We start from the raw sequence: 24,985 nt of genomic DNA, 5'->3' as shown, positions 1-24,985 counted from the left end.
AAGCGCATGGCTCGCGGCAGAAGGAGTCCCCGTCCCATGTTCCGTCAGATCACCCCCAGCCTCTACGTCTCCCCCCAGATCAGCGTGGATCAGGTAGAAGAAGCCAGGGCATTGGGTGTGACCGTCATCATCAACAACCGCCCCGATGACGAGGAAGCGGGCCAGACCAACGGCGCGGAAATCGAAGCAGCGGCAAAAGCGGCTGGCCTCGCCTACGCTGCCGTTCCCGTAGCCCATGGCGGTTTCGCCCCATGGCAGCTCGATGCGATGGCGGCGGCGTTCAACGAAGCAGGCGAGGGGAAGGTGCTCGCCTATTGCCGCTCCGGCACCCGCAGCACGCTCCTTTGGGCTCTGACGCGCGCCCGCGCCGGTGATCACCCCACGGTCTTGAGCGAAAAGGCGGAAGCGGCGGGCTATGATCTCGCTCCCATTCGCCAGATCATGGATGCGCTCGCCGCAGGTTGATCTTGTCCGGCCCTGCTGATCCATTCGACGCCATCGTCCTCGGCGCTGGCGGAGCGGGCCTCATGTGCGCGGCAGCGGCCGGGCAGCGCGGCAAGCGCGTCCTCGTCCTCGACCATGCCGACCAGCCGGGAAAGAAGATCCTGATCTCGGGCGGTGGGCGCTGTAACTTCACCAATATCCACACCGCGCCGGACCGCTATCTCTCCGCCAATCCCCATTTCGCCAAGTCCGCGCTTGGCCGCTACACGCCGTCCGATTTCCTTGCGCTGGTCGAACGCCATGCCATCGCTTGGCATGAAAAGACGCTTGGCCAGCTTTTCTGTGATCATTCCGCGCGGCAGATCGTCGCCATGCTGCTCGGCGAATGCGAGGCGGGCGGCGTCACCATCCGCCTCGGCCATGCGCTCGGCCCCATCACCCACGCCGATGGCCGGTTCAGCGTCACTCATGGAGCCAGGACCGCAGAGGCGCCCGCGCTGGTCATCGCCACCGGCGGCCCCTCCATCCCCAAATTGGGCGCGACCGGTTTCGCCTATGACCTTGCCCGCCAGTTTGGCCTCAAGGTGGTGGAGCCGCGCCCCGCACTGGTTCCGCTCACCCTTGGCGGCGAGGACATGCTGTTCCGCGAACTATCCGGCGTCTCGACCCCGGTGATCGCCCGCCACGGCAAGACCGCCTTTCGCGAAGCCGCGCTCCTCACCCATCGCGGTCTGTCCGGCCCGGCGATCCTGCAAATATCCTCCTATTGGCGTCATGGCGGCGAAGTCGCATTGGACTTCCTGCCCGACATGCCTGCCAACTGGCTGGCGCAAGCCAAGCGCGGCAAGCCCCGCGCCTCGCTGGTCAGCCTGCTGCGCGCCTCTCTGCCAGCACGCCTCGCCGACGCCCTTGCCGAACGCCTCGCGCTTCCCGGCGATCTTGGCAATATCGCCGACCGCAAGCTGGAAGAGGCGCAGCGCCGCCTCGCGTCCTGGTCCTTCACGCCCAATGGCACCGAAGGCTTCGCCAAGGCGGAGGTCACGGTTGGCGGCATCTCCACCGCCGAACTCTCCTCCCGCACGATGGAGGCACGCCGCGTCCCCGGCCTCTACGCGATCGGCGAAGCGGTCGATGTCACCGGCTGGCTGGGCGGCTATAATTTCCAATGGGCCTGGGCCAGCGGCTGGGCGGCGGGGCAGGCGATCGGCGAAGGCTGACCGCCCGCAACTTCCAGCTCAATAATTCCACTGCACCTGCGTGCGGATCAAATCGCCGGTTGCACGGCCCGTGCGCCGCTCGTCCGCTTCGGCCCGCTTCATCCGCGCATAGGCCAGCGTGATCTCCAGCGCCTTCCACGGCTGCCATTCCAGCCCCAGTTCGAACTCATCCGTTTCCAGACGCGGCGCGTTGGTCGATGCCTTCCAACCCCCGCGATAATGTTGCCACCGACCATAGGGCATCAGCACGCCGATTGAATCGGTAGGCAGGCGATACATCATCTGGACATAGCCGCCGTTCAGCTTCTTCGTCTCGATCGACCGGCTCACCCGATCGAACTCAGGCCCCTTGCCCCAATTCCATTCCGCCTGAATGCCGAAGGGCTGCGGATAGAGCATCGCATGGATGCCGACCCGATCATCGTCATAAGCCTGCGAGCTGATCACAGTCGTCGATCCGCTGCGCACCTCCGGCTGCACATCGTTCATCATCGCCGATCCGCCGATTTCGAATACCTGATCCTCGAACATGCCGCCCAGACCATCCAGCTCGAACGGCCATGTTGCGAAAGCGACCTTCATCAGGCCTCGATTCTGCTCGGTCCTGTTGATCCCCTGACCGTTGAACACACCGAAGCCAAATGCGCCATAATTGCCGAACAGCTTCTGTCCGTCATGCCCCAGCCGGTCCCAGATCTTCTGGACCGACGCCGGCGTGTAGTAGCCGACGATGCCCAGGTCGCGTTCGCCCGGCACGGCGCTGTTGATCGCATCGCTGCGATCCAGCGTCAGGCGATTGGACGAAGACTGCATATTCTCCCAGCCATAGGGCACCTTCGACTGGCCCAGGCGCAGGCGGAATGTCTTGGCCTTGTCCAGGAAGATGTCGGCATAGGCGTCGCGCAGTTGCACAAAGCCTTCCCGCCGTTCACTACCCGCCTGGTTGTTGACCGCGGCAGCGAAATCGGACTGAAGGTAGAGCGAGACCCGATCGGAAACATCGCCCTGGACGACCAGGCGCGCCCGGCGCAGCGAGAAGCTGCTCTTGTCGGAAATGGAGCTGTCATGCACCGACCGCAGGCGCGATTGGCCTGCCGGAGCCGTGTCATCCCCCGACAGGAAGGCGTTGTAACGCATCTGCGTGTAACCGCGCAGCGACAGCCGCTCATACCAGGGCTTCGACTTCTTCTCGGGAGCCGCAGTCTGCGTCACCACCGGCTGTCCGGGCGCAGCGGCGACAGCCACCGGTGCCGGCGCTGGAGCGCTCGCTGAGGGGGCAGGGGACGCGGCATTGCTCGCACTCGCGCTCCCGCGCCCGCCATTGTTTGCCAGTGCGCTGGTCAGCGCCTGTATCTGCGCCTTCAGCTCGTTGATCTGGCGCTGCAACTCCTCATTGCTCTGCGCCTGCGCCACCTCCGGCATCAACGCCAGCATGCTCACTGCCAGAGCCATGCGCTTCCTGTTTGAACCTGTCACCACGAATCCCCTGTCTCAATCGAGGTGCGGCCTATGAAATTTCGATGACAAACAAGTGACAGCTATATTTCGATTGGGTGACACAATGTATCACCCGCCCCAATCAACGTCATCCCAGCGAACGCCCGGATCTCAGATCCCGTCAACCGCACTCCACCGTGACGTGCTCCATCCGGGGCAGGCTGCGCACCCGCGCGCGAACCGCCGCCGCATCACTGCCGGGCGCCAGGCTGATGATCGCCGCATGGGCATGCGGCCCGATCCGCCAGACATGCAGGTCACGAATGGTGCCGCCCTCCGCCTCCACCAGCGTCTTGATCCGCTTCATCAGCGCGGGCTCCGCGCTGTCCAGCAGGATGGCGGCAGTGTCCTTCATCAGTCCCCAGGCCCAGCGGGCGATCACCACCGCGCCCAGGATGCCGACCGCCGGATCGAGCCACCACCAGCCCATATAACGCCCGGCAAGCAGTGCCGCGATCGCCAGCACCGATGTCAATGCGTCGGTCAGCACATGCACATAGGCCGCGCGCAGATTATTATCTTCATGGCCATGCTTATGGGCATGTCCGTCCTGATGATCATGGCGGTGCCCATCATGGCCGTGACCATGATCATGGCTATGGTCATGACCCAGCAGCAGCGCGCTGATCAGGTTGATGGCCAGGCCGACCACCGCAACCAGCGTCGCTTCCCCGAACTTCACCGGCACCGGCTCGAAGAAGCGCAGGACGGATTCGACCAGGATGAACAGCGCGGTCACGCCCAGCAGAAGGGCGGACGCAAAGCCCGACAGGTCGCCCACCTTGCCCGTGCCGAAGGTGAAGCGGGGATTGCGGGCATGGCGCTTGGCATAACTATAGGCCGCCGCCGCCACCGCCAGCGCGCCGGCATGGGTCGCCATGTGGAACCCATCGGCCAGCAGGGCCATCGACCCGGTGATCCAGCCGAAAGCGATCTCGACCACCATGGTCGCCGCAGTCAGCCATACGACCCACAATGTCCGCCGCGCATTCTTGTCATGCCCTGCGCTGAGGTAAATATGGTCGAAATAATGGCTTTCCTCCTCGTCTCCATTGACGGGAGAAGGGGGGAGGGCGCTCGCTGGCGCATGGTCTCCGTGGTGATGGTTCCTGTGATGATGGTGGCCATGGTCGTGCATCGTCATTTCCCATATCGCCGGATTAGTGCCAGCATCTCCTCCGACGCAGCCTGCCGCTCCGCGTCGGTCAGGCCGGGGCGGGCGACATGATCACGCATATGCTGCTCGATCAACTCCTCCATCAGGCTCCCCACCGCGCCGCGCACCGATGCAACCAGCTGCAATGTCTCGGAACAGTCCGCGTCGCCGCCCAACTGCCGCTCGATCGCGCTCACCTGTCCTGCAATGCGCCGCACCCGCGCCAGCAGCTTGTCCCTGTTCTCGATGATATGCATAGGATACCCCCCTATACTATCATGTCTTTTTCGTCAAACGCCGCCAATTCACCATTTGCTTCATGAATTCGCCCTTCCTAACAGAACAGCATGGCCAAAAGCTTCGACTGCGACCTCGCGATTCTGGGCGGCGGCCTTTCCGGCACTCTCACCGCTCTAGCCTTCACCCGCCTGCGCCCCGACGTGAATGTCCTCCTAATCGAAAGCGGCCAAACGCTCGGCGGAAACCATCTCTGGTCCTTCTTCGACAGCGATGTTCGGCCCGCCGATCGCTGGCTGATCGACCCGCTCGTCACCCATCGCTGGCCCCAGGGACACCAGGTCCGCTTCCCCGCCTATCAGCGGCACCTCGACACCGCCTATAACAGCATCTCCTCCGCCCAATTGCACGCCCATGCTCGCCCGTTGCTCGGGGAGCGCGCCCTCCTCAACGCCGATGCGGTCAGCGTCACATCCACCTGCGTCACCTTGAGCGACGGCAGCCAGATCAAAGCCCGCGCCGTCCTAGACACGCGCGGCGGCGGCGATCTGTCGGCGCTTGATTGCGGCTGGCAGAAGTTCGTCGGCCAGGTCCTCCGCCTGGCTCAACCGCACGGCCTGGAACGCCCCGTCATCATGGACGCGACCGTTCCCCAGATCGACGGCTATCGCTTCGTCTATCTGCTTCCCTTCGACCAACAGACGATATTCGTCGAAGATACCTATTACAGCAACGACGCCTCACTCGACGTCCCAGCGCTCGCCAGCCGGATTGCCAGCTATGCCCAGGATCAGAACTGGCAGGTCGAAGAAATCGTCCATCAGGAAAGTGGCATCCTGCCAGTGGTGCATGGCGGCGACTTCGATCGCTTCTGGCCAGCGCAGGATGCCGTCGCTCGCGCCGGCGTCCGCGCCGCGATGTTCCACCCGATGACCGGCTATTCACTTCCCGACGCGATCTCCACCGCGCTCTGGCTCAGCGGTCAGCCGCTTGAAACGCTTGGCCCCGCGACCCGCAAACGCGCCAAGGCGCACTGGCAGGCAGGGGGTTATTACCGGCTGCTCGGCAAGATGCTTTTCCGCGCCGCCCAGCCGCATCAGCGCTGGCGCATCTTCGAACGCTTCTACCGGCTCAACCCGCATCTGATCGGCCGCTTCTATGCCGGGCAGTCCAGTTGGGCCGATCGCATCCGCATCTTGTGTGGACGCCCGCCCGTGCCCATAAGGAGCGCCATGCGCGCCTTGTTGACCCCCTCCGCCTGATGAACCGCAAAGCGATAGTCATAGGAGCGGGCTTTGGCGGCCTGGCTCTCGCGATCCGCCTTCAGTCTGCGGGTGTCGACACGACGCTGGTCGAAGCGCGGGACCGCCCCGGCGGCCGTGCCTATATGTGGGAGCGGGACGGCTTCGTCTTCGATGCCGGTCCCACGGTCGTTACTGATCCTGACTGCCTTGCCGAGCTATGGCGCTTGTCCGGCCATGACATGGCCGAGGATGTCACCCTAGTGCCCGTCACGCCCTTCTACCGGCTGAACTGGCGCGACGGCACGAACTTCGACTATTCGAACGACGAAAATTCCCTCCGCGCCCAGATCGCCAAGCTGAACCCGCAGGACGTCGCAGGCTACCAGCGCTTCCTCGACTATTCCGACGGCGTTTATGAGGAGGGCTATCGCAAGCTCGGCTCCGTCGCGTTCCTCGATTTCGCGTCGATGATCCGCGCCGCTCCGGCGCTGGCCAAGCATCAGGCATGGCGGTCGGTCTATTCGATCGTCTCTTCCTATGTGAAGGATGAGCGGCTGCGCCAGGCCTTGTCCTTCCACACGCTGCTGGTCGGCGGCAACCCGATGCAGACCAGCGCGATCTATGCGCTCATCCACAAGCTGGAAAAGGATGGCGGCGTCTGGTTCGCCAAGGGCGGCACCAACCGCCTCGTGCAGGGCATGGCGACGCATTTCGAACGGCTTGGCGGCACGCTGCGGTTGGGTGACCCGGTTGTGCGGATCGAGACCCATGGCGACCGCGCCGTCGGCGTGTCTACTGCTTCAGGCTGGCGCGGAGAGGCCGATGCGGTCGCCACCAACGGCGACCTCATGCACAGCTATCGCGATCTTCTCGGCCACCATCCCCGCGGCCAGAAGCAGGCCGACAAGCTTGGCCGAAAGCGCTGGTCGCCCAGCCTCTTCGTCCTGCATTTCGGGATCAAGGGCAGCTGGCCCGGCATCCCGCACCACATGATCCTGTTCGGTCCGCGCTATGATGGGCTTCTGACCGACATCTATGATCATGGCGTGTTGCCGAAGGATTTCTCGCTCTACCTCCATCATCCGACCGTCACCGATCCGTCGATGGCGCCCGATGGTCATTCGACCTTCTACGCCCTTGCGCCCGTGCCCCACATGGGCAAGCTGCCGATCGACTGGAAGCAATTCGGCCCCGTCTATGCCGAGCGCATCCTGGACGAGATCGAGCATCGCCTCATCCCCGACATCCGCTCTCGCATCGTCACGCAATTCCATTACGCGCCGCCTGATTTCCAGACCGATCTGTCCGCTCATCTCGGCAGCGCCTTCAGCCTTGAGCCGCTGTTGACCCAGAGCGCCTGGTTCCGCGCTCATAACCGCGACGACGTGATCCCCAACCTCTACCTCACCGGCGCGGGCACCCATCCGGGCGCAGGCATCCCCGGCGTCGTCGGGAGCGCAAAGGCGACCGCCGCGCTGATGCTGCAAGACCTGCTGTGAAGCGCCTCGCCGTTTATTGCGGCTCGGCTCTGCCTGCGGACCCGGTTTATGTGGAGGCGGCTCGCCAGGTCGGCCGTACCCTTGCCGGGCGAGGCATCGGCGTCGTTTATGGTGGCGGAAGGCTCGGCCTGATGGGTGCGGTGGCCGACGCTGCCCTCGAAGCAGGCGGGGAGGTGATCGGCGTCATCCCGGAAGCCCTCGTCAGGGCCGAAGTCGCGCATCAGGGCTGCACCGAGCTCCATGTCGTCCAGACCATGCATCAGCGCAAGGCACTCTTCACTGACCTGTCGGATGGCTTCGTCACGCTGCCTGGCGGCGTCGGCACGATGGATGAGCTATGGGAGGCGATCAGCTGGGCGCAGCTTGGCTACCATGCCAAGCCTGTCGGTCTGCTCAACGTTGCGGGCTTTTATGACCAGCTTATCGCCTTCAACCAGCATATGATCGCCACCGGGTTCATCCGGCCACAACATGCCGGCATCCTCTCCCATGCCGACACGATCAATGGACTGCTCGAAAAAATGACAGCCTATGAGGCGCACGAGCCGATTTTCGCCATGAAGGCGGATAAGCTGTAATAGCCGCCACCCTTGCGGCAATCACCGTCGCGAGGCATGTCGGCGGCGTGACCCATCTAGATCGTCCCGCCCTCGTTGCCCATGCGCGCGACAGCATCGCCCGTGGCTCCAAATCCTTTGCCATGGCGTCCAGGCTGTTCGACCGGCAAACCCGGGAGCGGGCCTGGCTCCTCTACGCCTGGTGCCGCAAATGCGACGACATCGCCGATGGGCAGGATCATGGGGGTGTGATGACGGGCGTGGCCGATGGGCAGGTCCGTTTGGCCGCCATGCGAGCGCAGACCGATGCAGCCTTACGCGGCGAAGCTACCGGAGACCCTGCCTTCGACGGCTTTGGCCTCGTCATGCGCGAATGCGCCATTCCTGCGCGCTACGCCCATGACCTGCTAGAAGGCTTTGCCCTGGATGCGGAGGATTGGCGGCCCGTCACCGAAGCCGATATGCTGCGCTACTGTTATCATGTCGCTGGCGCAGTGGGTTGCATGATGGCTGTGCTCATGGGCGTGAGCCCTGAGGATGAAGCCACGCTGGACCGGGCCTGCGACCTTGGTCTGGCATTCCAGCTGGCCAATATCGCCCGCGACATCGCCGAGGATCAGCAGGCCGACCGCTGCTACCTGCCCCAGCAATGGCTAGCGGAAATGGCGATCCCGCCGGGAAGCCAGATGGAGCCAGCCTTCCGCCCGCAACTCACCCTTTTGGCGGGCCGCCTCACGAACCTTGCCGCTGACTATGAAGCAAGCGCGCGCCATGGCACCGGATCCTTGCCGCCGCGCGCCGCCTGGGCGGTTCTGGCTGCGGCAGGCATTTATGGCGACATAGCGCGGGAAGTCGCAAGGCGTGGAGAACGCGCCTGGGACGACCGGGTGATAACGCCCAAGAGCGAGAAGCTGGGATGGGTGTGCCGGGGGGGATTTCAGATGTTCGGCCGCTCGTCCCGCTGGCCCGCATCCGCGCCTCGCCCACCGCATCTCTGGACCCGGCCTAGAGGCTGATCCACAAAAAAAGGGCCGGCACTTTCGTACCGGACCCAAGGTGTGTTCGCAGGAGGAACATCGTGTGGCGGGCGGGCCATTCTTTGCGGCCCGCTCTTCCGAATAGGATCAGGGGTTGTAGGCGCGCTCGCCATGCTCCCCCAGGTCGAGGCCTTCCAGTTCGACGTCGCGGCTGACCCGCAGGCCGGTGACCGCTTTGGCGACGAAGATGGCGATCGCGGTGCCGATCGATGCCCAGACGATGGTCGTGACGGTGGCCAACAGCTGCGTGACGAGCTGGCTGCTCATCGAGAAGTCAGCGCCGCCCGGACCGCCCAGCGACGGCGAGTAGACGATGCCGGTGCCGATCGCGCCGATCATGCCGCCGATGCCGTGGATGCCGAAGGCGTCCAGCGAGTCGTCATAGCCAAGCTTGGGCTTGATGACCGTAACCATGTAGAAGCAGATGATCGAAGCGACCGCACCCAGCACGATGGCACCGAACGGGCCAGAATTCCCCGCGGCAGGCGTCACGGCAACCAGACCGGCGATGATGCCCGAGCAGAAGCCGAGGGCCGAACCCTTGTGACCGTTGATGCGCTCGGCGATCATCCAGAACAGGCCGCCAGCAGCCGTTGCAACGAAGGTGTTGATCATCGCGAGAGCCGCAGAGCCATTGGCTTCCAGAGCCGAGCCTGCGTTGAAGCCGAACCAGCCAACCCACAGCAGGCCGGTGCCGACGCCGGTCAGCGTCAGGGAGTGAGGCGGCATCGGTTCCTTGGGGAAGCCCATGCGCTTGCCGAGGATGAGGCAGGCGACCAGCGCCGATACACCCGCGTTGATGTGCACGACAGTGCCGCCAGCGAAGTCCAGTGCGCCCATTTCGAAGAACAGGCCGCCCGTAGCCCAAACCATATGGGCGATCGGGAAATAGACGATCGTCAGCCAGACCGCTGCGAACACCATGACCGCCGAAAATTTGATGCGCTCGACAACCGAACCCAGCACCAGCGCGACGGTGATCGCGGCGAATGTCATCTGGAAGCTGACGAACACATATTCGGGGATGACGACGCCGTCGGTGAAGGTGGCAGCCGTCGAATCCGGCGTGATGCCCTTCAGGAAGGCCTTGGACAGGTCGGAAATGAAGCCGTTGCTGGGACCAGCGAAGGCGAGGCTGTAGCCGTACATCACCCAGATCAGCATCGCGAGGCACGCGACCGCGCCGATCTGCGTCATGACCGACAGCATATTCTTGGTACGAACCAGGCCGCCATAGAAGAGGGCCAGGCCGGGGAGGATCATGGCCAGCACCAACACGGTGGAGGTCATCATCCAGGCAGTATCGCCCTTGTCAGGCGTCGGCGCAGCGGCCGCCGCCGTTTGTGCCCAGGCGGGCAGCGCGGCGAAGAGGGAGAGGCCAGCCGCTCCCATCGCGCCGCAGAATTTCTTGGCAAAGGTCATTATTCCCCCCTTCTTACAGCGCGGTTTCGCCGGTCTCGCCGGTGCGAATGCGCACGGCCTGACCAACATCGAGGACAAAGATCTTGCCGTCGCCGATCGCGCCGGAATTCGCGGCTGTCTGAACCGCCTCGACTACGCGCGGTGCAAGATCGTCGTCGCAAACGACCTCGATCTTGATCTTCGGAACCATGTTCGTGGAATATTCGGCGCCCCGATAGATTTCGGTTTGCCCCTTCTGGCGGCCGAAGCCCTTCACCTCGGACACCGTCATACCGGCGATGCCCAGCGAGGAGAGTGCCTCGCGGACATCGTCAAGCTTGAACGGCTTGATGATAGCCATGACAAGTTTCATGTCGCCCCCTGTTAATGGTGTGCGACGACATGTCAGCAAGAGCCGTGCCAAATCGGAAAACCAGCCGTGATCTGGGCTTTTTCCACAGGCGCGATCGTTCAGTCGCTAAAAAAATGGGCAGGTGAGGGGCGCTGCCTAAAAATTGAGCATCCCCTGTTACCAGTCGGCTGCGGCGCGGATCGCATCTTCCTCTTCGGGCAAGGTGGCCCGGCCAAGCACGGCATTTCGATGAGGAAATCGGCCAAAACGAGCGATGACTGCATGATGTTGACGCGCAAACTCCATCGACCGTTCGTCGCCCGCCGCCTCAAACAGGCTAAGCGATAGCGCCTGATCCTCAAGCTCTTCGCTATGCTGGAACGGCATGTAGAAAAATCTGCGTCCGGCCCCGCCAATCTGGATGTCATAGCCATGGGCAATCGCGCCGCGCGCAACAGCCCGGGCAAGCTCATCGGTCTGGTATGCCTTGGCCGTGCCCCTGAACATATTTCGCGGCAACTGATCGAACAGGAGCACGGCTGCCAGCGCATCGTCGGCTCGCTCCAGGAACGTTTCAGAGGCTAAGGTCCGCTTCTCCTCCCACAAGGAGCGAAAGCGGCTGGTGCATTGCCGGTCCAGCTCCGGATCATGCTTCCACCATCCCTCCTCCCCAACCTGATTGAACCAGAAGTCGAGCAGAGCAGCCGCCCAGTCGGCGGTCACCGCGTCATGGCTGTCGGTGAGCATGTTCATACAGGAAGAAAAGATCATGCAGGCTGCCGGTTCCGCAGCCCGTGGCGCATTGAGATCAGGTCGCCGTGCCGCCGACCGTCAAGCCTTCCATCAGCAGGGTAGGCTGCCCGACGCCGGCAGGGACGCTCTGGCCCCCTTTGCCGCACATGCCGATACCTTCGTCCAGCGCCCAATCATTGCCGACACCGATCACCTTGGTCAGCGCCGAAGGTCCATCGCCGATCAACGTCGCGCCCTTGATCGGATCACCCAGTTTCCCGTTCTCGACCTTATAGGCTTCGGTGCAGGAAAAGACGAACTTGCCGGACACGATGTCCACCTGTCCGCCGCCAAAGCTCTTGGCGAAGATGCCCGACTTCACACGGGACAGCAGTTCCGCGGGATCGTCCTCACCACCCTTGATGAACGTGTTCGTCATGCGCGGCATAGGGGCATGGGCGTAGCTTTCGCGTCGGCCGTTGCCCGTGGGTTCAACGCCCATCAGTCGGGCATTGAGCCGGTCCTGCATATAGCCCTTGAGAATGCCGTCTTCGATCAGAACATTCTCGCGCGTCGGCGTGCCCTCGTCATCGATCGACAGCGACCCCCGGCGATTGAGGATCGATCCATCATCCACCACCGTGACGCCCGGCGCCGCGACGCGTTCGCCAACCCGGCCGGAAAAGGCGCTGGTGCCCTTGCGGTTGAAATCGCCTTCAAGGCCGTGGCCGATCGCCTCATGCACCAGCACGCCCGGCCAGCCAGGCCCCAGCAGCACCGTCATCTCGCCTGCAGGCGCAGCCACCGACCGCATATTGACCCGCGCCTGCGCGAGCGCTTCGTCAATCGCCCGGTTCCAGATGGCCGGGTCCATGACCTGATCATAGAGATAGCGCCCGCCTATGCCGAAACTACCCGTTTCACGGCGGCCATTTTCTTCGAGGATCAGCGAGACGTTGAGGCGCACGAGCGGGCGGATATCGGATGCGGTGAATCCGTCGGCCCGCACGATCTCGACCACCGACCAGCTGCCCGCAAGGCTGACGGAAACCTGCGCAACGCGCGGATCACGCGCGCGCGCCGCCGCGTCAATGGCCGCGCACAGCGTAACCTTTTCGGCGAAAGGCACGATCTCGAGAGGATTGGCGTCCGTATAGAGATGCCGGTTCGTCCGCTGCGGCGGCGGGGCAGGCTGACCCTTGGCCGGATCCAGCAAGGTCAGCGTCTCGGCAGCCCGACGGATGGCCGCCTCGCTGATGTCGTTGGCATGGGCAAAGCCGGTCATCTCGCCCGACACGCCCCGCAGGCCAAAGCCCGCATCGGTCGAATAGTCGGCGGTCTTCAGCCGCCCATCGTCGAACCCGAAGCTCTCGCTCGCCCGATATTGGAGATAAAGCTCGCCATCATCGCAATTGGCGAGTGCCTGCGCGGTCAGCTGCCGCGCGCCATCGGGATCAAGCAAGCCCGGCCGGTAAAGAAGGTCGCGCGCATCGGTGAACTGGGAAGCGATGTCCGTCATGCCGCCCGATATAGGTGCGCAGCTTCCCAAGCCCAATCAAATTCGCGATGGCGAAACCCGTTTCAGATGCTGGCGCCGGATGGGATGTCAGGCAGCCCCGCGACTTCGGGCGTGTCAGCCGGACCGCCGATCAAGACGAAGCGCCGGTCGCAATAGCCGCAATCGACATAGCCATGTTCGTCAATCTCCAGGAACACGCGGGGGTGGCCCAGAGCAGCGGGGATGTCGCCCGAACCGTCGCACGCGACGCGGGGCTTGGTGACTCGAAGAATTTCAGGCGGCTGTATCATGACGCGTTCGATTAGCAGCGGCTCCATCGCACCGCAATATCCGGCACGGCTTTCTGGCAGCGATGGGAAAATGGTGGGCGATGACGGGCTCGAACCGCCGACATTCTCGGTGTAAACGAGACGCTCTACCAACTGAGCTAATCGCCCGATGCCGCATCATGGCGATGCAGCCGGAGCGCGCTATCTAGGCCAATCCGCGCGCCGGTCAAGCCTTGATGATAGCGGCCCCTTTACCCGCACAGGAAACGGCGGCTCGCGGTGAACCATCTTGTCAGCGCTTCGGCGGTATCGTCGGTCAGCGCGATGAACACGCGGCGGCCGTCATGCGGGTCTGCCTGCCGGTGGACAATGCCCTTGTCGGTCAGCGTGCGGATCCAGCGGAGCGCCGTCGTCGGCGGCACGGCCGAAGCGATGCAGAGGCTAGAGACCGACACGCGCTCCTGCTCCAGACGCGCTGCCAACAGGTCGAGCAGCATGTCCCATGCAGGATCTGCGAAAAGGTCGGCAGGCAGGAAATCCTCCCGCAGCCGCCGCGCGCGCAGCATGTCCCGCACCTGCGCCGCGCCGGGCGTCGCTTCCTTGGCGGGCGCTTGCTGCTCGCCCATCGGTTCGACAGCGGGCATGCCGATATAGTCGCTGGTACGATCCGATATTCGGGGGCCCAGGGCAAAGGAAGGCATGGCATGGCGCGGGCGCGCCGTCAGCGCCTCCAACGTCCGGGCGAGGCGGCTGACTTCTTCGCTCAGTTGCTGCAGGCGAACGCCTTCGCTTTCCTGGTTCACCTCATGAAGTGTCCGCTGCGGCGTAGTGCCGCCCGCCGTCAGCAGCGCGGCGGCAAGATCGGCATGATCGGGTGTACAGAGCAGCTGCGTCCGCTCACTTCGCATGCAGGCGAAGGCTAAGTCCACGGTGTCAAGACCTGCGACCAGAATGACGGCCATGTCATTCTGCACCGCCAGCGTCTCCACTTGCACCAGCAGCCGCTCGAGCATGACAGATGGATGGGTGCAGAAGAGCAGGATGACATCGCAGCCCACCTGCATGTCGAGCCGCCGCATGGCCTGGTCCAGCGTTACTATGTCTAACAACCTGAACTGTGCCGCCTGCGCGATCCCGGCGACATCGTCGAGGAAGATATCGTCGGCGAGAATGAGCAGGCCCGCACGCGTGTCTCGCACCCCATATATATCTTCACCAGCGGCAACAAAGTCAGTCCGGGATCGATCCATTTCCACCTGTTAACTCCTGTCCCTGCTTTGTTCCTAACCTACCGCAATATTTCGGCCGTGCCGCTTCTCTCTCCTCCAAATCGGAGCATGCAAGCTTGTTCCTGATGTTGATGGTGGGTTTTGCCGTTGAATTTCACAGAGTTGAGTACGGCTACCGCCAAAATGGTCCGGCTTTTCCCCGAAATGGCGGATGACAGGCCTAAGGAAACCGCATCCGGAACGGATGATCTTTCCGCTTTTTTGATTTCAGACTGCCGTCCGCCGGGCAAAGTCGATGTAGAGTTCGCGCAAGCGGGTCGCGATCGGCCCAGGGCTGCCATTGCCGATAATGCGCCCGTCTATACGCACGACGGATTGGCAGAGCGTGGATGCGCTGGTGATGAAAGCTTCGCGTGCTCCCACCGCTTCGGCAACTGTAAAGGGGCGATGAACGACCGTCAGTCCACTTTCCTCCGCCAGCGCGGTGATGGCAGAGCCGGTGCACCCCGCCAGCACGGCTTGCGAATATGCGCGCGTGATAATGCCTTCATCCGTCACCAGGAAAGCCGTGGACGACGCGCCTTCGGTGACGAAGCCATCTTCCACCATCCAGGCTTCTTGCGCGCTCGCTTCGGCCGCAATCTGTTTCGCCATGGCTTGGGCCAGAAGGCCCACGCTCTTGATGTCGCGCCTTGCCCAGCGGAGGTCGGGCGTCGTGACCACTGCGATCCCGCTCTGTACAGCCGGAGAGTCGAGGAAGCGCTTCGCCTGCGTGAACATCACCAGAGTGGGCTCCAGACCGGGCGAGGGAAGGAAGTCCCGGCCGGAGTCCGCACCCCGCGTCAATTGCAGATAGATCAGCCCTTCCTGAAGTCCGTTGCGGGCAGCCAGTTCTTTCTGCGCGGCTTCGATCTGTCCGGTTGAAAGGGGCAGCGAAAGACCGATGGCCGCTGCCGAGCGCTCAAGCCTTGCCAGATGCGACGCGCTGTCGATCAGCCGTCCGTCGATGACGGCCGTCACTTCATAGACTGCCTCGGCGAAAAGAAATCCGCGATCGAGTACCGAAATCCGTGTTTCGGCAAGGGGCAGAAACTGACCATTATGATAGGCGATCAACATGAAGCGGCAAAATCCCTCGGCCAACATCGGTGGGTGGCGATGTTGCCGGGGCAGGGGCGTTGGTCAAGCGATGATCATCGGGCGAGGGCCTTCACTCTCTCGCCGATGTCACGCAAATCCTCGACAAAGCGGGCCCTTTCTTGCGCTTTGCGCGCTTCATCCGGCACCCGCAGCAGGAAACTGGGATGCACTGTTACCCAGGCTTCAATGCCATTCTCAAGCGGGATGGGCGCGCCCCGGGTTCGGCTGATCGTCACCGTCTTTCCCAAGATGGCCCGTGCCGCCGTCGCGCCCATTGCGAGCAGCACGCGCGGACGGATCAGGTCCAACTCCTGATCCAGCCACCAGCGGCAGGCGTTGATCTCCGGCGTGTCCGGCGTCTGGTGGATGCGCCGTTTGCCGCGCCTCTCATATTTGAAATGCTTGACGGCATTGGTGACGTAGATGCTTGCCCGGTCGATCCTTGCCTCTTCCAGCGCATGGTCAAGCAACTGTCCCGCCGGGCCGACGAAGGGCCGTCCCGCAAGATCTTCCTGATCGCCCGGCTGTTCCCCGACGATGACGAGGGCAGCGTCGAGCGGCCCTTCGCCGAACACCGTCTGGGTGGCATCGCGATATAGATGACAGCGCGTGCAGCCTGCCGCTTCCTCCCGCAGGGCCGCCCAGGCGGCTGTCACGTTGCTGGGGCGGGCGGGTGCTTTGGGCGGCGTGGCGATCATGGCCGCCTCCCTCGCCTGCGCTCCGGCGACCAGGCCGGGGATGAGTGCCGCCTCGGGCAGATTGCGCCAATATTTTTTGGGCATCTCCGACAGCATGGCGCGCTGCTTGAGCCTGGCTGGATTGAATATTGAGGCATAATAGCTTTTCCACATGTCCTCGACCGGGTCGCCCGCAGGGGCATCCGTCTTCGATGCGCCTGGCCCTTCATTCAGTCTTTCGCCATCCCAGAAAATGCTGATCTCGGGCGTCAGGATGGACCAGCGCATGGATGCAAAGCGGCGCACGAAAAAGCCCGCATTCGCGCGGACGATATGATGGTCGGGTTCAAACCAGGCAACAAAGCGCGCGCCGTCATCATCCTGCACCTCCCGGAAGCGGACGAAGGCCCGCATCTTGTGAATGTCGCGGCGAACCGCTTTGGCCAGCACCTCAACCCTGCGGACCAGAGGATCGGCCTGGTCATCCATGCGCGTGCGCTGCTCGCGGACATCCAGCAGCAGTGCATAGAGCAGGGCAAAGCGCTCCGGATCGCGGTGCAATATGGCGCTTTCCGCCAACTCCAGAAAAGCGCGCGGAACGGAAAATGCGCCGCCGACTTGATCGGCAGGCGGCGGCTTGTCGAACGCCAGCAGCGATCCTGCATCTCCTTCGACCCGCCAATCTATGTCCTGAGGCGGCACGCCAGCCAGAGCGAAACGACGGGCAGCATCGCGCCACCCGTCGAAATCGTCCGGCCCGCTCAGCAGCGCCTGAAACATGGCGAAATCAGTCGGACGATTCCGCCCGCTCCAGCTCGGCGGGCTTGCGCCGCGCAAAGGTGGCGGCAAGCTTCACTTCTTCCTCGTCCGTCAGTTCAGCCGCTGCGTCGGGGAACATCTCCTCTTCTTCTTCCTCGATATGATGCAGATAGCGCTTCTTGAGCTTGGCAAAAGTTTCACGCCATTCCGGACTGTTGAAGGTCTGCTCCTCCAATTCTTCCAGATAATCGTCGATTTCCTTATGTTCCGCGACGCTGTGCTGCGCATCTTCGCGCAGGTCGGGGCGGGCGAGCATCGTTGCGTAAAGCGTCTCTTCTTCGGCAGCCGCATGCGCGGTCACCTCGACGCGAAACTGCTCGAACAGTTTTTCCAGCCGGTCATGATCATCCTGCGCGTCAGCCATCTTCTCGAACAGCTGACGATGGGCATCATGATCCTGCTTCAATTTGTCGAAAATCGTGGCCTTGGCCATGGGCGTGCTCCTCTTGGTCTAGAGGGCACAACGACAGGCAGGACGCTTTGGGTCCGCGGGTCAGCCGAACAGGAAGCGGAAGATAATGGCGACAGGAAGCCATAACAGGCTGCAGGCAATGCTGCTCAGCCACACCTGCGCCACATCCCGGCGAAAGCGCAGGCCCAGACCCGACATCGACAGACCGCTTTGATCCAGCATCTCCCAGCGGCGCTCCATGCCACGGGCGATCACGGCATATCCGCCGATTGCGGCGATAAGAGCGAGGTGCAGTACCAGCGAACCGCCCATCCGGGCGACGATAGCGATCTGAATGAGGCAGAAAACAACGAGAGCAGCGGCCAGATGGCTGCTCATGCGCTTGGCATAGCGCCCGCCATGAGGCCGTACTGAATCACCATTGAATGCCGTTGCCACCAGCGCTGTCCCCTCGACCTTTATTGTTCTCAAGAAATCACGAAGCGCGGCACTTATCAACCGGGAAAACGGCTGTTCAGCCGAAAAGCTCCAACTGTGCCGCGGGAGGAGTGAGCTGCCGCCGCAGATCGACCTTGTCGATCAGGTGCACCGGCCTCCAATCACTCGCGATCAGAAAGGGCCGCAATTTCACGATCGAGCTGGTCAGCCGCGCAACGTCGTCCAGCCGGAGACGGCGCACCCTGCGGCTGGCCAAGATGCGATCGACCGCCTTGACGCCAAGTCCCGGCACCCGAAGCAGCAATTCGCGGGGGGCGCAGTTCACGTCCACGGGGAACATGCCCCGATGCGCCAAGGCCCAGGCGAGCTTGGGATCGATGTCGAGCGGCAGATGTCCTGTCTGTGGATCGGTCGCCTGCTCCAGATCCTGCACTGAAAAACCATAGAAGCGCATCATCCAATCCGACTGATACAGCCGATGCTCGCGCAGCAGGGGCGGGCGTTTGAGCGGCAGCACGCTACTGGCGGAAGGGATCGGCGAGAACGCGCTATAATAGACGCGGCGCAACGCGTGCCGGTCATAAAGCGAGCGCGCACGCCGGATGATGGCCCGGTCATCCGCTTCGTCGGCTCCTACGATCATCTGCGTCGACTGCCCCGCAGGCGCGAAGCGCGGTGCATGGCGATACCGTTTTTTCGCATCGACCGTATCTTCGATCGCCGTGCGCAGCCCCTTCATCGCTCCCTCGATGCGCTCGCCATTCTTTTCGGGCGCCAGTCGCCGCAAGCCTTGCTCTGTCGGCAATTCGACATTGATCGAGAGCCGGTCGGCATAGAGCCCCGCCTGATGAGTCAGTTCCGGGTCGGCATCGGGAATGGTCTTGAGGTGAATATAGCCGCGAAAATCATGCTCCTCCCGCAAGGCGCGGGCAACGCCGACCAACTGCTCCATCGTATAATCGGACGACCGGATGATCCCGGAGGACAGGAAAAGCCCTTCGATATAATTACGCCGGTAAAAGCTGAGAGTCAGGTCGACCACCTCTCGCACGGTGAAGCGCGCCCGGCGAACATCGCTCGACCGGCGGTTGATGCAATAATGGCAGTCGAAGATGCAGCTATTCGTCAGCAGGATTTTCAGCAGCGATATGCATCGTCCGTCAGGCGCATAAGCATGGCATATACCCATTCCTTCGGTCGACCCGATGCCACCTTTGCGCCCGGACATGCTATCGCGCTTCTTCGTCCCCGACGATGCACATGACGCATCATATTTTGCCGCGTCGGCGAGGATTTCCAGTTTCTGCCGGATCGAAAGAACAGCCATGTGTTCACATTATGTTCTTTGTTTGCGTATGTCCTTGATCTAGATTGATCTGGCGCACCTGTTTCTTCAGGTCTTCCAACTCGGATCGATTCTATCGATCAACCGAACCATCGCTCGAAAGTCGGGTACGCCCGGGCCTACTGGCAATTGCACCCCGCCGATATCGCGCTGATGGACCGCAATCACCTCTTCCGGAATATCGACCGGCGTCCCTGCCGCGCCCGTGGCGACCTGGATCTCGCAAGCGCGCTGGAGCATCCAGTGCAGGAGGAAAGCCTTGGGCAGGGTATCGGCCATGACCAGCGAGCCATGGTTGCGCAGCATCATCAGCCGCCGTTCGCCCAGATTGGCGATCAGCCGCTCGCCCTCTTCCGGCCGCAGCGTGATGCCTTCGAAATCATGATAGGCGATTCGGCCCGCGAACGCTGCCGCATAGAAATTGGTCGGCCGCAGCCCTTCTCTGGTGGCGCTGACCGCCATCGCGGCAGTGGTATGCGTATGGATGACGCAATGCGCGTCGGGCAGGTGCCGGTGAAAGACGCTATGCTGCGTGAACCCGGCCCGATTGACCGGATAGGCGCTGCCGTCCAATATGTGGCCGTCGATATCGATCTTGACGAGGTTGGACGCGGTCACTTCCGAATAGAGCAGCCCGAATGGATTGATCAGGAATGCGCCATCCTCATCAGGCACGCGCAAGGTGATGTGGTTGTAGATCAACTCCGACCAGCCCATATGGTCGAATATGCGGTAGCAGGCAGCGAGCTGCTGGCGTGCCTCCCATTCGGCCGCTGACATCCCGGCAACAGGAACGGCGGTAGCCATGGCGATCCTCCTTTATCTTCTGCCCTGACTATCCACCCCACTGGCGCTCCTGTCGAGTGAAACGGCTTCGGGGTTGAATTTGGCCGAATCTGCTGGTAGGGCGCGCCCCACACGGCGCAGGCTGCCCTGCGACGACTCATCGCTATTAGTTTCGGTAGGCCCGTCGGGAAGGGTTTGTTTCCCGGCGAACCGCCCGTTTTCGACTGGAGTTTGACTGGCTTATGCAAATCATCGTTCGCGACAACAATGTCGACCAGGCCCTGCGCGCGCTCAAGAAGAAGCTGCAGCGTGAGGGTGTGTATCGCGAGATGAAGCTGCGCCGTCACTACGAAAAGCCCTCGGAAAAGCGCGCCCGCGAAAAGGCGGCTGCGGTTCGCCGTGCGCGCAAGCTGGAGCGGAAGCGCGCCGAGCGCGACGGCGTCCGTTAAGGCGTTCGTTTCATGGGGCGGCGCTTTGCCGCTCCATCCTGCTGATCATCCGCACCTGCGAGGCTTAGGTCCATGTCCACGACCGCTGTTCCCCTTCGTCCCATCGCCAAGGGGTCGCTGACGCGTCTCTGGATCGGCGTTGCCGCAGTGGCGATCGCCGCCGCTGGCCTCGCCTGGGCCGGACAGCGCGGCGTGGAGCCGTCACCTGCCAGCTATCTTGCCAGCAATGCGGGTGAAGACGGCGTGATCACGACGGACTCGGGTCTCCAGTACAAGGTTCTGGAAGAGGGCACCGGTCCCAGCCCGACCGCTGCGGACGTGGCGCTGGTCGGCTACAAGGGCACGCTCCTCGACGGCACTGTCTTCGATGAAAATGCCCAGACCGCGATGCCCGTAGATGGCGTCGTGCCGGGCTTTTCCGAAGGCCTGCAGAAGATGAAGAAGGGCGGCAAGTATCGCCTGTGGATTCCGCCGCAGCTCGGCTATGGCGAGCAGGCGGCCGGTCCGATCCCGGCGAATTCCGTGCTGGTCTTCGATGTGCAGCTGCATGATTTCAAGTCGAAGGCCGACATCATGCGCATGCAGCAGATGATGCAGCAGGGCGCGGTGCCGCCGCCGCTGCCGGGCAACTGATCGATTGGAATGGAAGTCAAAAAGGGCCCGCTAGTCGGGCCCTTTTTTCATTCAGCGACGACGATCGCCTTGGCGTTATCGCTGTCATTGATCGCTTTGGACCGCTCCTCCAGGTAAACCTTGATCATCGCGATGATCGGGTCGGCCAGGAACAGGCCCAAAATGCCAAACAAGGCGCCGAATATGATCTGCGCGGCAAGAACCAGTGCGGGCGCCAGATCGGTGGCGCGCTTGGCCACCATCGGGACGATCAGATAGCCGTCCACGATCTGCACCACCAGATAAACGCCGAATGCATAGAGGCCCGCATCCACGCCCGCCGAAAAGCCGACGAGCACGATCAATACGCCTGAAATGATCGACCCAATATTCGGTAGAAAGGCAAAGAGCCCCGTCAGAATGCCGAGAAGCCCCGCCATCGGCACGCCCCCGGCAAGCAGAAGCAGCCATGTTCCCACGCCCTCGACAGCCATGCCGATCAGCCGCCCGAACATCAGGCGGCGCAACGTCCAGCCCATCTTGTCCGCGACATTGTAGAAGCTGACTCTGCTGTTCATGGGGAGCATCCAGGCGACGCCTCGTTCGTACAATCGCGGATCAACGGCGATGAAGATGGCCAGCACCAGCATCATGACCCCGCTCGTCACTGCACCCATCATCGTGCTGACGGCGGCGGTCACCCGGCCGATCGAACTGAATGCCTGCGTCGCCAGGCTCTTGAAGTCATCAGGCGTGGTGGTGACACCCAATTGCTGCATCCAGCCGCCGATGCGCGTCACCTGTGCTTCCACGATCGTGCGCATGGCTTGCGCCTGTGCCGCCAGGCTCGCTCCGGTCAGGTAGAAGGTATAGCCCATGAACAGCAGTGCGGAGAGGAGCACGATCGCCAGCCGCCAGCCGCGGCCAATCGGCAATACCCGGCCGAGCAGGCGCGTGCCTCCGTCCATCATCGTCGTCAGCACCAGCGCGCCCAGTATCAGCATGATCGGTTGTGCCAGCAAGACAACGAGTGCGACCGCCACGGCCATGGCGATCCACACGCCAGCCCGCTTTATCTCATGCTGGACAAGCGGGCTACGCAACTCGCTTGGGCCTGGCTCCTCGATGTGGACGTTTTTCCCGCTCAATCACCAGCCCCTTTGCGAATACATTATTTCGGGGGTGCAACGCTCTCCGGGCGCAAGCTGTTCCCTGCGCGGCCGCTGCGGAAACCGTGGACCCAGGTCATGGGATTCCAGCTGGAATCACCGTCCAGCGAGAAGGTGATGAACTCCGCGCGTCCGCCGATCGCTTCCCAGGGCACAGGACCGCCGAGCCCATTTTCTTCGAGCGGGGCGCGGCTGTCGGCGCTGTTGTCCCGGTTGTCGCCCATCAGGAACACATGATTTCGTGGCACGCGCACCGGACCATACCAATCCAGTGCGCTGGGTCCCATGTCGATCGTCAGATAGCTTTTGCCGTTGGGCAACGTCTCTTGCCGCACGGGCAACTGGCAATAGTCCCGCCCGTCCGCACCTGTCGTGCGCGCTCCGGGAAACTGGGTGGGGGAACAAGGGGCATTGCCATCGATCGGGATCAGGATCGGCTTGATCGCCTTCTGCGGCACCGCGACGCCGTTCAATATCACTTGTCCGCCCCGCACCTCGATAATGTCGCCCGGCAGGCCGATCACGCGCTTGATGTAATCCTCGCGCCGATTGTGCGGCGACACGATGACGATGTCGCCACGGTCGGGCAATCGGCCGAAAATCCGGCCCTTCAGGAAGGGCAGGGGGTGGAAGCTCGGGGAAACATAGGACCAGCCGTATGGGAATTTGCTGACCACCAGCCTGTCGCCCTTCAGCAGTACAGGCATCATCGATTCGCTGGGAATGTAGAAAGGCTTGGCGACGAAGCTGTGAAAGGCCAGCACCGCCAGGATCAAAAGCCCGATGCTCTTCACCTCATGCCACCAATCGACGGAACTCCTGTCCGTCCGTACCGGCGATGCCGCCGCTGATTCTTCTGTGGCAAGCGGGTCGTTATCGCTCATGGGGGCTGCCGTTGTGGTGGGCGGTTCGGATAGTGGCGGGATAGCCGTCACTGGGGTAGGGCCTCGATGATGACGAATGCCTGCGCCCATGGATGATCATCGGTTAGCGTCAGGTGAATGACTGGCTTGTGGCCATCGGGCATCATCGCCTGCAATCGTAGAAGCGCGCCCCCGGTAAGCTCCAGCGTGGGCGCGCCGCCTGCGCGATTGACGACGCCGATATCCTTCATGAACACGCCACGGTTGAAACCAGTGCCAACGGCTTTGGAGAAGGCCTCTTTCGCAGCGAACCGTTTTGCCAGCGTCCCCGCCTTGGTGAAGGGCCGCCGGTCCGCCTTGGCCCGTTCAACCTCGGTGAAGACCCGCTGTTCGAACCGCGCTCCGAACCGATCCAGCGAATTCTGGATACGCTCTATATTGCAGAGGTCAGAGCCAAGGCCGATGATCAACGCACCAAGTCCATCTGCCGCCGCATTTCTCGGATGCTGCTCTCCAGCCCGCTGAATATCGCCTCGCCGATGAGGAAGTGGCCGATGTTGAGTTCGGCGACTTGCGGAATCGCCGCTACGGGGCCGACATTGTCGAAAGTCAGCCCGTGGCCGGCATGGGGTTCGATCCCGTTCTTGGCCGCCAATGCCGCAGCGTCCGATAGGCGCCGCAACTCGTCGGCGCGCTCTGATCCCGACAGATGGGCATAGCGACCCGTGTGAAACTCAACGACTGGCGCGCCAAGGCGCATCGCCGCTTCGATCTGGGCCGGATCAGGTTCGATGAAAAGGCTGACGCGTATCCCGGCGTCGCCCAGCGCGCCGACGATCGGCCTCAGCATCTCGATCTGGCCCGCCGCGTCCAGACCGCCTTCGGTCGTCCGCTCCTCTCGTTTTTCCGGCACGATACATGCGGCATGCGGGCGATGCTTGAGCGCAATGCCCAGCATCTCCTGCGTCGCCGCCATCTCCAGGTTGAGCGGCACGGTAAGCGCCGCCATCAACGTGGCGATGTCTTCGTCCCTTATGTGCCGCCGGTCCTCTCGAAGATGGGCCGTTATGCCGTCTGCACCCGCCTTCACGGCCAGCAGCGCAGCCTTGACCGGGTCTGGATGCTCTCCCCCCCGCGCGTTCCGGATGGTGGCAACATGGTCGATGTTGACACCCAGGCGCAGGTGGGCGGGGGCTTGCTGCATGATGCCTATTGTTTCCGGCTTCCGGGCTTGATTGCGGGAATGGCCGCCAGTTCGGGCGGCACATCCTCGGCTTCATAGACCGGGAAGTTGATGCTGACGAGCGGGTAGAATGGAACGCCCAGGTCCACTTCACCTGCGGATCGATCGACCAGCGCGACTTCCGCGACCACGATACCGCCTTCGGCTTCCACGGCTTCAATCGCCTGGCGCGACGACAGGCCGGTGGTCACGACGTCCTCTACCATCAGCACCTTCTGGCCCGGCGTGATGCTGAAGCCCCGCCGCAGTTCAAACGTGCCTTCCGGCCTTTCGAGAAAGACGGCATCCTTATCAAGCGCGCGGCCTACTTCATGGCCGATGATAAGGCCGCCCATCGCCGGGGAAACGACAAGGTCGATCTCCTGCCGCATTTCACGCGGCAGCTGCTGCACGACGGCCCGGGCGAGGCGGCCTGCGCGCTCGGCGTTCATCAATACGCGCGCGCATTGCAGGTAATTGGCGCTGCGGCGGCCCGAAGACAGGATGAAATGCCCTTCCAGCAAGGCTCCTGCCGCCCTGAATTCTGCCAGTACTTCCTCGTCGGTCATCCGGTTTATCGATCCATCAGCACTCGCCCCGGCCGCTTCGGGCCGTCCGGCACATATTTTCTAACATGGGTAACCATGATCGCGCCCCTGTGCG

28 protein-coding genes and 1 tRNA gene are annotated in these 24,985 nt (G+C 62.8%); 8 read left to right on the top strand and 21 right to left on the bottom strand.

The window, feature by feature from the left end; translation table 11 throughout:
- The first annotated feature begins 36 nt into the window (after positions 1 to 36).
- Complete coding sequence (locus NCHOL11_RS11815; RefSeq protein ID WP_097092473.1) at positions 37 to 465, top strand: TIGR01244 family sulfur transferase; 429 nt, start codon at positions 37 to 39, stop codon at positions 463 to 465.
- A gap of 2 nt (positions 466 to 467) precedes the next feature.
- Positions 468 to 1,661 (top strand): NAD(P)/FAD-dependent oxidoreductase, encoded by a 1,194-nt coding sequence (locus tag NCHOL11_RS11810; protein WP_097092918.1) that lies wholly within the window; start codon positions 468 to 470, stop codon positions 1,659 to 1,661.
- A gap of 18 nt (positions 1,662 to 1,679) precedes the next feature.
- Here NCHOL11_RS11810 and NCHOL11_RS11805 read toward each other — a convergent pair whose 3' ends face one another.
- The 3 genes from NCHOL11_RS11805 to NCHOL11_RS11795 form a co-directional block, all read right to left on the bottom strand.
- On the bottom strand, positions 1,680 to 3,113 hold the full coding sequence (locus tag NCHOL11_RS11805) for a porin (protein ID WP_097092472.1): 1,434 nt from the start codon (positions 3,111 to 3,113) through the stop codon (positions 1,680 to 1,682).
- A 166-nt stretch (positions 3,114 to 3,279) separates the two neighbouring features.
- Positions 3,280 to 4,302, bottom strand: coding sequence for a CDF family Co(II)/Ni(II) efflux transporter DmeF (dmeF, locus tag NCHOL11_RS11800; protein ID WP_097092471.1), 1,023 nt, complete (start codon positions 4,300 to 4,302; stop codon positions 3,280 to 3,282).
- Positions 4,299 to 4,571 carry a metal/formaldehyde-sensitive transcriptional repressor gene (locus tag NCHOL11_RS11795; RefSeq protein ID WP_097092470.1) on the bottom strand — a complete coding sequence of 91 codons (273 nt, stop codon included), beginning with the start codon at positions 4,569 to 4,571 and terminating at the stop codon, positions 4,299 to 4,301. The genes dmeF and NCHOL11_RS11795 overlap by 4 nt, the downstream gene beginning before the upstream one ends.
- Before the next feature lie 90 nt (positions 4,572 to 4,661).
- Between NCHOL11_RS11795 and crtY the strand changes: the two genes are divergently transcribed.
- From crtY to NCHOL11_RS11775, 4 genes are all read left to right on the top strand, one after another.
- Positions 4,662 to 5,813 (top strand): lycopene beta-cyclase CrtY, encoded by a 1,152-nt coding sequence (gene crtY / locus NCHOL11_RS11790; RefSeq protein ID WP_097092469.1) that lies wholly within the window; start codon positions 4,662 to 4,664, stop codon positions 5,811 to 5,813.
- Positions 5,813 to 7,294, top strand: coding sequence for a phytoene desaturase (locus tag NCHOL11_RS11785; protein ID WP_097092468.1), 1,482 nt, complete (start codon positions 5,813 to 5,815; stop codon positions 7,292 to 7,294). The genes crtY and NCHOL11_RS11785 overlap by 1 nt, the downstream gene beginning before the upstream one ends.
- Positions 7,291 to 7,872 carry a TIGR00730 family Rossman fold protein gene (locus tag NCHOL11_RS11780; protein ID WP_097092467.1) on the top strand — a complete coding sequence of 194 codons (582 nt, stop codon included), beginning with the start codon at positions 7,291 to 7,293 and terminating at the stop codon, positions 7,870 to 7,872. Before NCHOL11_RS11785 ends, NCHOL11_RS11780 begins: the two co-directional genes overlap by 4 nt.
- 95 nt (positions 7,873 to 7,967) lie before the next feature.
- Positions 7,968 to 8,867: a phytoene/squalene synthase family protein gene (locus tag NCHOL11_RS11775; protein ID WP_255254813.1), complete on the top strand. Its 900-nt coding sequence runs from the start codon at positions 7,968 to 7,970 to the stop codon at positions 8,865 to 8,867.
- Between the two features lie 108 nt (positions 8,868 to 8,975).
- Here the strand turns inward: NCHOL11_RS11775 and NCHOL11_RS11770 are convergent, their stop codons facing one another.
- From NCHOL11_RS11770 to NCHOL11_RS11710, 13 genes are all read right to left on the bottom strand, one after another.
- Complete coding sequence (locus NCHOL11_RS11770; RefSeq protein ID WP_097092465.1) at positions 8,976 to 10,310, bottom strand: ammonium transporter; 1,335 nt, start codon at positions 10,308 to 10,310, stop codon at positions 8,976 to 8,978.
- 13 nt (positions 10,311 to 10,323) lie between these two features.
- The gene (locus NCHOL11_RS11765) at positions 10,324 to 10,662 is read right to left on the bottom strand and encodes a P-II family nitrogen regulator (protein ID WP_097092464.1); all 339 of its coding nucleotides are present in this window, start codon (positions 10,660 to 10,662) and stop codon (positions 10,324 to 10,326) included.
- Positions 10,663 to 10,818: 156 nt separating this feature from the next.
- Positions 10,819 to 11,394, bottom strand: a complete 576-nt coding sequence (locus tag NCHOL11_RS11760; RefSeq protein WP_097092463.1) for a DUF924 family protein — start codon at positions 11,392 to 11,394, stop codon at positions 10,819 to 10,821.
- A 55-nt stretch (positions 11,395 to 11,449) separates the two neighbouring features.
- Entirely contained in the window at positions 11,450 to 12,892 is a 1,443-nt protein-coding gene (gene tldD, locus NCHOL11_RS11755; RefSeq protein ID WP_097092462.1) for a metalloprotease TldD, read from the bottom strand.
- Between the two features lie 62 nt (positions 12,893 to 12,954).
- Positions 12,955 to 13,182 (bottom strand): zinc-finger domain-containing protein, encoded by a 228-nt coding sequence (locus tag NCHOL11_RS11750; RefSeq protein ID WP_217991067.1) that lies wholly within the window; start codon positions 13,180 to 13,182, stop codon positions 12,955 to 12,957.
- Between the two features lie 71 nt (positions 13,183 to 13,253).
- A tRNA-Val gene (locus NCHOL11_RS11745) sits at positions 13,254 to 13,329 on the bottom strand.
- An 83-nt stretch (positions 13,330 to 13,412) separates the two neighbouring features.
- Entirely contained in the window at positions 13,413 to 14,411 is a 999-nt protein-coding gene (locus NCHOL11_RS11740) for a winged helix DNA-binding protein (protein ID WP_097092460.1), read from the bottom strand.
- Between the two features lie 246 nt (positions 14,412 to 14,657).
- Positions 14,658 to 15,509 carry a D-amino-acid transaminase gene (locus NCHOL11_RS11735; protein WP_097092917.1) on the bottom strand — a complete coding sequence of 284 codons (852 nt, stop codon included), beginning with the start codon at positions 15,507 to 15,509 and terminating at the stop codon, positions 14,658 to 14,660.
- 74 nt (positions 15,510 to 15,583) lie between these two features.
- Complete coding sequence (locus NCHOL11_RS11730) at positions 15,584 to 16,987, bottom strand: UdgX family uracil-DNA binding protein (protein WP_097092459.1); 1,404 nt, start codon at positions 16,985 to 16,987, stop codon at positions 15,584 to 15,586.
- Positions 16,988 to 16,994: 7 nt separating this feature from the next.
- Entirely contained in the window at positions 16,995 to 17,459 is a 465-nt protein-coding gene (locus tag NCHOL11_RS11725) for a hemerythrin domain-containing protein (RefSeq protein ID WP_097092458.1), read from the bottom strand.
- 60 nt (positions 17,460 to 17,519) lie between these two features.
- A complete protein-coding gene (locus NCHOL11_RS11720; protein WP_441339502.1) occupies positions 17,520 to 17,876 on the bottom strand; it encodes a hypothetical protein in 357 nt (118 codons plus the stop codon).
- A gap of 76 nt (positions 17,877 to 17,952) precedes the next feature.
- Positions 17,953 to 19,203, bottom strand: a complete 1,251-nt coding sequence (locus NCHOL11_RS11715; protein ID WP_097092457.1) for a putative DNA modification/repair radical SAM protein — start codon at positions 19,201 to 19,203, stop codon at positions 17,953 to 17,955.
- A 66-nt stretch (positions 19,204 to 19,269) separates the two neighbouring features.
- Complete coding sequence (locus NCHOL11_RS11710; protein WP_097092456.1) at positions 19,270 to 20,028, bottom strand: class II aldolase/adducin family protein; 759 nt, start codon at positions 20,026 to 20,028, stop codon at positions 19,270 to 19,272.
- 221 nt (positions 20,029 to 20,249) lie between these two features.
- Here NCHOL11_RS11710 and rpsU point away from each other — a divergent pair, with 221 nt between their 5' ends.
- Together rpsU and NCHOL11_RS11700 are read left to right on the top strand one after the other, a co-directional pair.
- On the top strand, positions 20,250 to 20,456 hold the full coding sequence (gene rpsU, locus NCHOL11_RS11705; RefSeq protein WP_004208618.1) for a 30S ribosomal protein S21: 207 nt from the start codon (positions 20,250 to 20,252) through the stop codon (positions 20,454 to 20,456).
- Between the two features lie 72 nt (positions 20,457 to 20,528).
- A complete protein-coding gene (locus tag NCHOL11_RS11700; protein ID WP_097092455.1) occupies positions 20,529 to 21,089 on the top strand; it encodes an FKBP-type peptidyl-prolyl cis-trans isomerase in 561 nt (186 codons plus the stop codon).
- Between the two features lie 47 nt (positions 21,090 to 21,136).
- Here the strand turns inward: NCHOL11_RS11700 and NCHOL11_RS11695 are convergent, their stop codons facing one another.
- The 5 genes from NCHOL11_RS11695 to pyrE form a co-directional block, all read right to left on the bottom strand.
- Positions 21,137 to 22,171 (bottom strand): AI-2E family transporter, encoded by a 1,035-nt coding sequence (locus NCHOL11_RS11695; RefSeq protein WP_097092454.1) that lies wholly within the window; start codon positions 22,169 to 22,171, stop codon positions 21,137 to 21,139.
- Between the two features lie 68 nt (positions 22,172 to 22,239).
- Positions 22,240 to 23,121, bottom strand: coding sequence for a signal peptidase I (gene lepB, locus NCHOL11_RS11690; RefSeq protein ID WP_097092453.1), 882 nt, complete (start codon positions 23,119 to 23,121; stop codon positions 22,240 to 22,242).
- 47 nt (positions 23,122 to 23,168) lie between these two features.
- The gene (gene acpS, locus NCHOL11_RS11685; RefSeq protein WP_097092452.1) at positions 23,169 to 23,570 is read right to left on the bottom strand and encodes a holo-ACP synthase; all 402 of its coding nucleotides are present in this window, start codon (positions 23,568 to 23,570) and stop codon (positions 23,169 to 23,171) included.
- A complete protein-coding gene (locus NCHOL11_RS11680; protein WP_097092451.1) occupies positions 23,567 to 24,304 on the bottom strand; it encodes a pyridoxine 5'-phosphate synthase in 738 nt (245 codons plus the stop codon). The genes acpS and NCHOL11_RS11680 overlap by 4 nt, the downstream gene beginning before the upstream one ends.
- A gap of 5 nt (positions 24,305 to 24,309) precedes the next feature.
- Positions 24,310 to 24,891 (bottom strand): orotate phosphoribosyltransferase, encoded by a 582-nt coding sequence (gene pyrE / locus NCHOL11_RS11675; protein WP_097092450.1) that lies wholly within the window; start codon positions 24,889 to 24,891, stop codon positions 24,310 to 24,312.
- Between the last annotated feature and the right edge of the window lie 94 nt (positions 24,892 to 24,985).

Source organism: Novosphingobium sp. Chol11 (assembly GCF_900218065.1).
GTDB lineage: Bacteria > Pseudomonadota > Alphaproteobacteria > Sphingomonadales > Sphingomonadaceae > Sphingobium > Sphingobium agri.
This window is presented reverse-complemented; position numbering and strand designations above follow the sequence as displayed.

Excerpts from the sequence above, each read along its gene's own strand:
- NCHOL11_RS11815 (WP_097092473.1), top strand. The coding sequence starts at position 37 with ATGTTCCGTCAGATCACCCCCAGCCTCTACGTCTCCCCCCAGATCAGC.
- NCHOL11_RS11805 (WP_097092472.1), bottom strand. The coding sequence starts at position 3,113 with ATGGCTCTGGCAGTGAGCATGCTGGCGTTGATGCCGGAGGTGGCGCAG.
- dmeF (WP_097092471.1), bottom strand. The coding sequence starts at position 4,302 with ATGACGATGCACGACCATGGCCACCATCATCACAGGAACCATCACCAC.
- NCHOL11_RS11795 (WP_097092470.1), bottom strand. The coding sequence starts at position 4,571 with ATGCATATCATCGAGAACAGGGACAAGCTGCTGGCGCGGGTGCGGCGC.
- crtY (WP_097092469.1), top strand. The coding sequence starts at position 4,662 with ATGGCCAAAAGCTTCGACTGCGACCTCGCGATTCTGGGCGGCGGCCTT.
- NCHOL11_RS11785 (WP_097092468.1), top strand. The coding sequence starts at position 5,813 with ATGAACCGCAAAGCGATAGTCATAGGAGCGGGCTTTGGCGGCCTGGCT.
- NCHOL11_RS11770 (WP_097092465.1), bottom strand. The coding sequence starts at position 10,310 with ATGACCTTTGCCAAGAAATTCTGCGGCGCGATGGGAGCGGCTGGCCTC.
- NCHOL11_RS11765 (WP_097092464.1), bottom strand. The coding sequence starts at position 10,662 with ATGAAACTTGTCATGGCTATCATCAAGCCGTTCAAGCTTGACGATGTC.
- NCHOL11_RS11760 (WP_097092463.1), bottom strand. The coding sequence starts at position 11,394 with ATGAACATGCTCACCGACAGCCATGACGCGGTGACCGCCGACTGGGCG.
- tldD (WP_097092462.1), bottom strand. The coding sequence starts at position 12,892 with ATGACGGACATCGCTTCCCAGTTCACCGATGCGCGCGACCTTCTTTAC.
- NCHOL11_RS11750 (WP_217991067.1), bottom strand. The coding sequence starts at position 13,182 with ATGATACAGCCGCCTGAAATTCTTCGAGTCACCAAGCCCCGCGTCGCG.
- NCHOL11_RS11740 (WP_097092460.1), bottom strand. The coding sequence starts at position 14,411 with ATGGATCGATCCCGGACTGACTTTGTTGCCGCTGGTGAAGATATATAT.
- NCHOL11_RS11735 (WP_097092917.1), bottom strand. The coding sequence starts at position 15,509 with ATGTTGATCGCCTATCATAATGGTCAGTTTCTGCCCCTTGCCGAAACA.
- NCHOL11_RS11730 (WP_097092459.1), bottom strand. The coding sequence starts at position 16,987 with ATGTTTCAGGCGCTGCTGAGCGGGCCGGACGATTTCGACGGGTGGCGC.
- NCHOL11_RS11725 (WP_097092458.1), bottom strand. The coding sequence starts at position 17,459 with ATGGCCAAGGCCACGATTTTCGACAAATTGAAGCAGGATCATGATGCC.
- NCHOL11_RS11715 (WP_097092457.1), bottom strand. The coding sequence starts at position 19,203 with ATGGCTGTTCTTTCGATCCGGCAGAAACTGGAAATCCTCGCCGACGCG.
- NCHOL11_RS11710 (WP_097092456.1), bottom strand. The coding sequence starts at position 20,028 with ATGGCTACCGCCGTTCCTGTTGCCGGGATGTCAGCGGCCGAATGGGAG.
- rpsU (WP_004208618.1), top strand. The coding sequence starts at position 20,250 with ATGCAAATCATCGTTCGCGACAACAATGTCGACCAGGCCCTGCGCGCG.
- NCHOL11_RS11700 (WP_097092455.1), top strand. The coding sequence starts at position 20,529 with ATGTCCACGACCGCTGTTCCCCTTCGTCCCATCGCCAAGGGGTCGCTG.
- lepB (WP_097092453.1), bottom strand. The coding sequence starts at position 23,121 with ATGAGCGATAACGACCCGCTTGCCACAGAAGAATCAGCGGCGGCATCG.
- NCHOL11_RS11680 (WP_097092451.1), bottom strand. The coding sequence starts at position 24,304 with ATGCAGCAAGCCCCCGCCCACCTGCGCCTGGGTGTCAACATCGACCAT.
- pyrE (WP_097092450.1), bottom strand. The coding sequence starts at position 24,891 with ATGACCGACGAGGAAGTACTGGCAGAATTCAGGGCGGCAGGAGCCTTG.